We start from the raw sequence: 7,203 nt of genomic DNA on the forward strand, positions 1-7,203 counted from the left end.
GCAAGATCATAGCGCTGGGCGCCTTCCATCGGCGCAAACCGCGGGCGCCTGGGGGGCGGGCATGAGCCGTAACCCGAGGCCGTCCAAGCTGCTCATCACCGTTGAGAATTGGCCGCCGCTGGACCGCGCCCTGTGGCATGAGGGCACCAAGCCCGTCACGGGATTGCGCCGCCGCCGGCGCCACGCCGAGACGCTGAGCGCGAAGTCCCTAGAGCATGCGGCCAAAGGCTATGGCTGGTTCCTCGCCGCGCGGGCGGTGTATGGGCCGCTCGATCCGGCCTGTGGCCCGGCGGAACGGGTGACGCTGGCAACCATGGCTGACTTTGTCGCGTTCATGCGCAAGAGAAAGAATAAAAATCGAACGATCAAGAGCCGGCTGTTCCACCTGCGCACGGCGCTGCGGATCATGGCGCCCGCCTCTGACTTCGACTGGATCACGTGACCGGACGGCGTCTCGCTGGATGTCTTGCTGCCGGACGAGCCTGTGGAAAAAGCCTTTCTGCCGACCACCCGGCAGCTCTTCGATTGGGGCGTCCGCTTGATGCAGGTCCCGGCCCAGGCGGATTGGCCGGCCGCGCCGCACGAGCGGCTGCGGCTGGGCCGCGATTACCGCAATGGCCTGATCATTGCCGTATTTGCCTGTCTGGCGCCGCGGGTCGGCTCGCTGTCGAAAATGCGGCTGGCGAACAACCTGTTCAGGCTGAACGGGGAGTACCGGGTGCGGCTGCAAAGCGGCATCGTGAAAAACAAGCGCGACCAGGAATACGCGGTCCCGCCGCAGCTCACCGCTTACGTCGACCGCTACCTGACGGAAATCCGGCCTTTACTGCTGGATCCGGGTGCCTGTGACGCGGTGTGGGGCAATGGCGCGGGCGGCGCCATGACCTGCCAGGCAGTGCAAACCATGCTGTTCCGGCAGTCCCTGCAGGCATTCGGGCACGGCTTTGGTCCGCATACCGCGCGTCACGCCATGGCCAGTTCGCTCGCCGCCGCCGACCCGCTCAACCCCGGCTTGGCCGCCGTGGTGCTGGGCGTCAGCGAGGAGGTGGTCCAGACCCATTACCGGCGGGCCCGGCAACGTGACGCCGCCCTGAAGTTGCAGCATGATCTCCGGGAGGAGCGGGAGCGGACCCAGGCCGCCGCGAGGAGAGCCTTTGAATGGCGCTGATAGGAAGACCTCCATGGCGGCTATGCTGATCGTTCCAGGCAGCCCGGAGCCCGCTCGGAAGTGTTACTCTGGGAGTCCGTTGGCAGGTGCCTGGGGGCAGCAACGTCCCCGATATGGTCATTAGATGAGCTGTGACCCTGCCCCCAAAACCGCAATCTTTGCCAAAATTGATGTTATTTTCCAATTAAATCAATAGATTATTCTTGCCTTTTTCGTTTCGTTTTGCTATATATTTATCTGCAGATCCCCTTTTTAGGCTGATACGTCCGGTATCCGGGCAGGTTTTTCCTGCCCGGCATGCGTGTTTGGATCTGCCCGCCAGCTGCCCTCTTGGCGCCTGACCGGCCCATCAGCCTCTTCCAAGGACAATTTCATGACGGAAGACACCCAACCGGGCACGAACCGCGAGGTTCTGCCCCTGGTGCAAACACGCGCCCGCAAGGGGCGCGAACTCAACGATGCGGCGGAGGCAGAGCGCCTTAAAACCGCGCTGTTCGCCGCGCTCAGCAGAACCGGCCTCAATCTCAAGGAGATCGCCGAGCGATGCGGCTTCAAGAATGCCAACGCGTTTTATAATGTGCGGAACGGCCACAGCAAGATGTTGTCGGTTCTGACGTATGTCACGCTGTCACGGCATCTGAACGTGCCGATCAATGAGTTGCTCGGCATGCCTGATTGCACAGTTGCCAAGGCTTCAGTGCGCGACGGCGCGTCGCTGCAAGCCGCGACCGAACAACTGGCCCGCTCGTTCGCCTTTGTCCGGAGCGCGACCCAGCAATTCTGCGAGCAGCACATCGAGCCGAACGCTCCGGGCCTTGATCGTATGACCAAGGCCAAGCTGGTGCCGGGGTTCCTGCGCATCGACTGCGGCATAGAGGCGGTCGCCCAGGACATCACCGCGCTGTTCAATCAGCTGCGCGAGATTGTGCCTGAGCTCCCGCCCTTGTCGCCTCTCTGACGCCACGCTCCAATCGCCCCGCGCGATTGGAGCGTTTGGCGTTTTAGCGCCCGGTGACAACGGCACCCCCGCGCCGCCATGAGCGCTGCCCGCGTGTCCGGGCAAGATCTCGTTCTGCTCGGCCTACAGTTCGCCGCGATCGCTCACAGCGGTCGGAGCGTTCTGCGTTTTAGAGGCTGCTTCGGCGGTGAGAGTTTCCCGAATTTCCAGACGCGCCATGGCCTCGATCAGGCGCATCACCGCGTTCTTGACGTTGGGGCGCAAGGGATGAGGAGGCCGGTCAGGAACAGGACATACCAGGGGGCCGCTGTATTCCGCGGAACCGTATTGCGGGGACTTGGCGAGTTTGTCTTGGCCATGGGAGGGCTGCATGGCGGCAGCATGGTGATCACGCTGGTCGCCCGAGGGTCAGGACCGGTCGATTTTGTGACCCTTTTTAGCCCCTTCGCTATGCGGTTTCAGACATCCGCAACCTGACGAAATCCTTGATCGCGGGCTTTTTGAGCAAGGGGAGCAGCCCCTCGTACTCGATGGCGGCGTTGATGATCCAGCGGACCAACTCAGGCTCAGTGAGCAAATGGCCTGTGTGGATTTGCAGGCCGCCTATATCCGCCTTAGCGCTGGCTGGAGCTTGTGCCGGGTTCCGGCGGAATTCTTTTTGGCTACGATCGATGGCTACTGCCAGGGCCGCTGCAAGATGCAGCACGGGCAGGGAAAGGCGGAACACGCGGTTCTCAAAATTATGATCATCCTCTGGAAAGCGCCCTTCGGCCGTCAGTTGTTGTTCTGACAGCCACTCTTTGCGGGCTTCCTCCCCTTCCAGGACGTGCTGGATGCGGGAGTCCAGGGTGGCATTTCGGCGGTTTTCCGCCGGAGCGCCTTGGGCGACGCGTAGAGCTTGTTTGAGCATAGGCATCGCGACTTGGGCAGTACCCAGCCGGTGGCGGTGTAACGTCGCGATTTTGTCGAGCTGCTTGGTGAGGTCAGTTGCGGGGTACAGCAGATGTTCAGGGATAATTGTCTGCTCCCGCTTTGCCCAGTCTGGGTCGAGCTCCTGGGTGACAAGCAGGGCCGCCCGGCAAATGGCGAGTTCCGCGCGGCGCCATTTTTGATCGGCGTCGGATGCCGGAGGATAGGCCAGGATGGCCAGAAGGCGGGCACCCGGCAGGTAGGCCGGGCCATTGGTGGGAATGGTGATTGTCGGTGGCATCGGTGTCCAAAATGGCGTTCTCGTCTATTTTCTTCCAGCCAACCGGCCAATGACGCAAGCCGCATAAGCGGGAGTGAGACCCAAGAGGGCAAGTAACTGGCCGATGTTGTCCCCAGGACGCCGAGCGCCTTCGCCAGAAGTAACGATTCGCCCGGGGAGTCGGTGGATGACTCGGGGCGCAAGGCGCCCATTTTGGTCACTCCCGCTCCTCGGGCGCTTTCCCAAAACCGGATATTGGTCGCGATGGCCTAGCGGGAACAAAATGGGGCCGTCACATGCGCAGGACCTGTTCATAGCGCTTAACGTGAATTTCGAACCTGAGGCACGTCGATAGCCATGAACAGAGCGAAAAGACCCGCATGGGTGGAGACACCCAACTTATCATATAAGTTCCGGCGATGTGCCTTGATCGTTTCTGGTGAGATTCCGATTTTATTTGCAATTCCCTTTGTGGAATGGCCTGCCAGCAGCAGCAGGGCAACTTCCACTTCCCGGTTTGTGAGATGCGGAGAGCCGCTTTCGCGCAACCGCTCTTCAAGTAAAGCTTGGCGATTCTCCGGAACAGCACTGGCGGCTAATGACAGCACGCCATTTCCATCGGCTAGTGCGCCGTGATGCATGAGAGGAATCATCCAAGGCGTGTACAGAATCAAGGCGCCTATTTCTTCCTCGGTAAAACGGCTGCGGCGACCAAGAGAAAGAGAGAGCCTGCCAAAACGCGGAAGATTTAGAAGATACTGCACTTCATCGGATACCACATTATGGACAAAATAACGCCGGTAATAATCGGTTTCCCGAAAATGCTCCGGTGCTACTTCATCTAACCTATAAAGGCCAGGCGTCATCCTGCCGTTGATCTCCATTTGTTGCGAAAAAGAATAAAATGGATCGAGCAGATAGAGACTGCAGACATAGTCGGCAAATAGAGCATCTTCGACCATATCACTATCACCTTCGTATAAAACGATGGGGGACATGTTCGTACGGAACACCATCGCCACCCATGAATCAAACGGAACGGAATTCCGCAAAAAACCCGAAAGCGACGGCCAGAATTTTTCGCTGTTCAACGCCCCCAACAAATGGCCAAGACGCTGGTGAAAGCCAAGGTCCGCGATCGAGATGTCCATTTCTCTACCCCCAACGGGTTGCAAAAATCATACTGGCATAACCCACCAAGGGAATACCAGTGCCCGCGGAGATCCGCCAACATGATTTATCGGGTCCAAATCAGAAAACAGTGATCGGAGAAGGCATTGCAGACGGAATTGCAAGCAGATGCAGCAAATGCACTGTTAATCTCACCTAATGGGCGCCGGCGTGCGCGCGGCTTGAGTCTGCCTGTACCAGGTACGCCAGGTCCGCTGAACGCAATCACGGATGTGCCCGGTGTTAGTGTGGGATTTACAACACTCATCTCCGATCACGGGCCAGTCCGGACCGGCGTGACCGCAATTTTACCTCGCCCCTCACGGCATTTGCTGCATCCCGTTTGGGCCGGAACATTCTCAATGAACGGCAATGGAGAATTGACAGGCTGCCACTGGATACGTGAAGCAGGGTCGTTCACCGGGCCGATTACGATCACTAATACATGCTCGCTGGGCATCGCACATCACGCGACGAGCAGATGGCTGGCCCAACGGTTTCCAGAGAAAATCGGCGAGACGGTGTGGCCGCTCCCTGTCGTTGGAGAGACGTTTGATGGGTGGCTGAACGATATAGCCGGTTTACATGTTCAGGAAGATCACGTGCTGAACGCTATCAATAGCGCTTCAGATGGGCCTGTAGCCGAAGGCAATGTCGGTGGCGGAACCGGAATGATCACCTACGAGTTCAAAGGCGGCACCGGCACGGCCTCTCGCGCTGTACCGCTGCGCGCGGGTATGTACCGTTTAGGTGTGTTGGTCCAGGCGAATCACGGGCTGCGCCCCTGGTTAAAAGTGTGCGGTGTCCCGATTGGAGAGCTGATGCCAGAGAATGCGATGTGGTCGTCAGAAAGAGGCTCCATCATCGTTATCATCGCCACCGATGCACCGTTGATTCCATCCCAGCTTGAACGTATCGCGCGGCGTGCGAGCATCGGCATCGGCCGCGGAGGCACGGTTTCGGGCAATAACTCCGGCGATATATTCATGGCTTTTTCGACGGCGAACGACCCCGGAGAATTGCCGGAGCCGGCTATGGTCCGATTTGACGCTATAGGCAGCGATGACATGGATGGGCTGTTCACCGCCACGGTAGAAAGCGTGGATGAAGCTATTTTGAACGCGATGCTCGCTGCTGAAACCATGATCGGAAAGCACGGGCATATCGCGCACGCCATCGACCCGGACAGGCTGGTTGGGCTGATCCCGCCGCATCTGAAATTCTAAAACGACGCAAGAATTCAACGCCACGGCGAATAAAAATGGGGAAAACAATGTCCACAAGAAAAGTCGAACTCGTCATCGAAGCACCTACGACGTTGCCTACCCAAAATCTTCATCGCAGCATGAAGATTCTTGGAACGTTACTAATCACCCTCTCAGCCGTGTCGCCCGCCTCCTCCGTATTCATTATTATTCCCGGTATCGTGCAAACTGCCGGTTCGGGCGCATTTTTGAGTATGATTCTTGCGGCGGTCATCGGCGTGTGCATGTCACTTGTCTATGCGGAACTTGCTTCGGCCTTTCCTTTGACAGGTGGCGAGTATGCAATCGTCGGCCGCCTTGTCGGACCCCTTGCGGGATTTATCGTCTTGGGCGTCAACACGCTAAGCAGCATTCTAATTCCTGCGGTGTTTGCACTGGGCCTCAGTAGTTATCTCACGGTGTTGTTCCCGCATTTGGAAGCTGTGCCAACGGCCGTGGTCTCGGTCATTCTCGCAACACTCATCTCAACCCTGAACATCAGAAGCAATGCGGTGATCACCGGAACTTTCCTTGTGATCGAGGTTCTCGCGCTCGTTCTTCTCGTCGTGTTCGGGTTAGTGCATGTCAACCGCCCGATTACCGATCTCATTTTCCATCCCATTATGCTCGGAACAAATGGCCTTGTGAGAACGCCGGTGGGGCTGATCGGCATGGGCGTAACGATCGCCATATTTGCCTATAACGGATATGGCTCCGCCGTATATTTCGGGGAGGAAATGCATGACGCGACGAAGAAGATCGGTCACGCCATTCTCATGGCCTTGGGAATTACCGTGCTCTGTGAACTCGCCCCTCTGACCGCTGTGCTGCTGGGCGCGCCTGACCTGAAAAGTCTTTTTGGTTCCTCGAACATGTTTGGCGACTTTATTGCGAGCCGTGCCGGTTCAACCATGAATACATTCATAAGCCTTGGCATCGCGCTGGCCATCTTTAACGCAATGATCGCCTGCATTCTTGCGGCCGCCCGTATGGTCTTCAGTACGGCGCGGGATAATGTCTGGCCGCTTGGGATTGATGATCTGCTGGTGCAAACCCATCCGCGGTTCCACTCGCCCCATATTGCGACTCTGCTCTGCGGGGCGTTTGCGGTCGGCGCATGCTTCGTCAATGAGACGGTCCTGTTCGTTATAACGGGGACGGGGCTGGTCGCTATCTATGCCGCCATATGTTATGCTGTGATGCTCGGCCGCAAGCAGCGTACCACAGACCATGGTCATTACCGGATGCCGCTTTTCCCGCTGGCACCCATCACGGCCATCCTGATGTTGTTCTATGTGATCTATGCCAACTGGCAGGACCCCGTGATTGGCCGGCCGAGCCTTCTTACCACGCTTGGTGTGATCATCGCCTCAGCCGTTTACTATCTTTTCGTACTGCGGCGTAAAGGGGCCTGGGTGCTGCGCGGACCAGAGGATTAATCCTCTGCAGCGACCGCAACTGAGTACGAATGAGC

The 7,203-nt window shown here is 58.2% G+C and carries 8 protein-coding genes; 5 read left to right on the forward strand and 3 right to left on the reverse strand.

What is annotated here, in order from left to right; translation table 11 throughout:
* The 3 genes from LI953_RS14890 to LI953_RS14900 all read left to right on the forward strand — a co-directional run.
* Nucleotides 1–442, forward strand: a 442-nt coding sequence (locus tag LI953_RS14890; RefSeq protein WP_227076885.1) for a hypothetical protein, incomplete at its 5' end; no start/stop codon positions are given.
* A 24-nt stretch (nucleotides 443–466) separates the two neighbouring features.
* On the forward strand, nucleotides 467–1,168 hold the full coding sequence (locus tag LI953_RS14895; RefSeq protein ID WP_227076886.1) for a site-specific integrase: 702 nt from the start codon (nucleotides 467–469) through the stop codon (nucleotides 1,166–1,168).
* Nucleotides 1,169–1,541: 373 nt separating this feature from the next.
* Nucleotides 1,542–2,126 (forward strand): hypothetical protein, encoded by a 585-nt coding sequence (locus tag LI953_RS14900; RefSeq protein WP_227076887.1) that lies wholly within the window; start codon nucleotides 1,542–1,544, stop codon nucleotides 2,124–2,126.
* Nucleotides 2,127–2,249: 123 nt separating this feature from the next.
* On the opposite strand, the gene LI953_RS14905 is transcribed toward LI953_RS14900, so the two are convergent.
* The 3 genes from LI953_RS14905 to LI953_RS14915 form a co-directional block, all read right to left on the reverse strand.
* Nucleotides 2,250–2,390 (reverse strand): hypothetical protein, encoded by a 141-nt coding sequence (locus LI953_RS14905; RefSeq protein ID WP_227076888.1) that lies wholly within the window; start codon nucleotides 2,388–2,390, stop codon nucleotides 2,250–2,252.
* Nucleotides 2,391–2,574: 184 nt separating this feature from the next.
* Entirely contained in the window at nucleotides 2,575–3,336 is a 762-nt protein-coding gene (locus tag LI953_RS14910; RefSeq protein ID WP_227076889.1) for a hypothetical protein, read from the reverse strand.
* Nucleotides 3,337–3,635: 299 nt separating this feature from the next.
* Nucleotides 3,636–4,466: a helix-turn-helix transcriptional regulator gene (locus LI953_RS14915; protein WP_227076890.1), complete on the reverse strand. Its 831-nt coding sequence runs from the start codon at nucleotides 4,464–4,466 to the stop codon at nucleotides 3,636–3,638.
* A gap of 201 nt (nucleotides 4,467–4,667) precedes the next feature.
* On the opposite strand from LI953_RS14915, the gene LI953_RS14920 reads away from it, so the two are divergent.
* Both LI953_RS14920 and LI953_RS14925 read left to right on the forward strand, forming a co-directional pair.
* Nucleotides 4,668–5,711, forward strand: coding sequence for a P1 family peptidase (locus LI953_RS14920; protein ID WP_227076892.1), 1,044 nt, complete (start codon nucleotides 4,668–4,670; stop codon nucleotides 5,709–5,711).
* A 35-nt stretch (nucleotides 5,712–5,746) separates the two neighbouring features.
* Nucleotides 5,747–7,168 (forward strand): APC family permease, encoded by a 1,422-nt coding sequence (locus tag LI953_RS14925; protein ID WP_227076891.1) that lies wholly within the window; start codon nucleotides 5,747–5,749, stop codon nucleotides 7,166–7,168.
* The last annotated feature ends 35 nt before the right edge of the window (nucleotides 7,169–7,203 follow it).

This window comes from Acidocella sp. KAb 2-4, from assembly GCF_020567705.1.
Classification (GTDB): domain Bacteria; phylum Pseudomonadota; class Alphaproteobacteria; order Acetobacterales; family Acetobacteraceae; genus Acidocella.

Coding starts and splice junctions, on each gene's coding strand:
- LI953_RS14925 (WP_227076891.1), top strand. CDS start 5,747: ATGGGGAAAACAATGTCCACAAGAAAAGTCGAACTCGTCATCGAAGCA.
- LI953_RS14900 (WP_227076887.1), top strand. CDS start 1,542: ATGACGGAAGACACCCAACCGGGCACGAACCGCGAGGTTCTGCCCCTG.
- LI953_RS14910 (WP_227076889.1), bottom strand. CDS start 3,336: ATGCCACCGACAATCACCATTCCCACCAATGGCCCGGCCTACCTGCCG.
- LI953_RS14915 (WP_227076890.1), bottom strand. CDS start 4,466: ATGGACATCTCGATCGCGGACCTTGGCTTTCACCAGCGTCTTGGCCAT.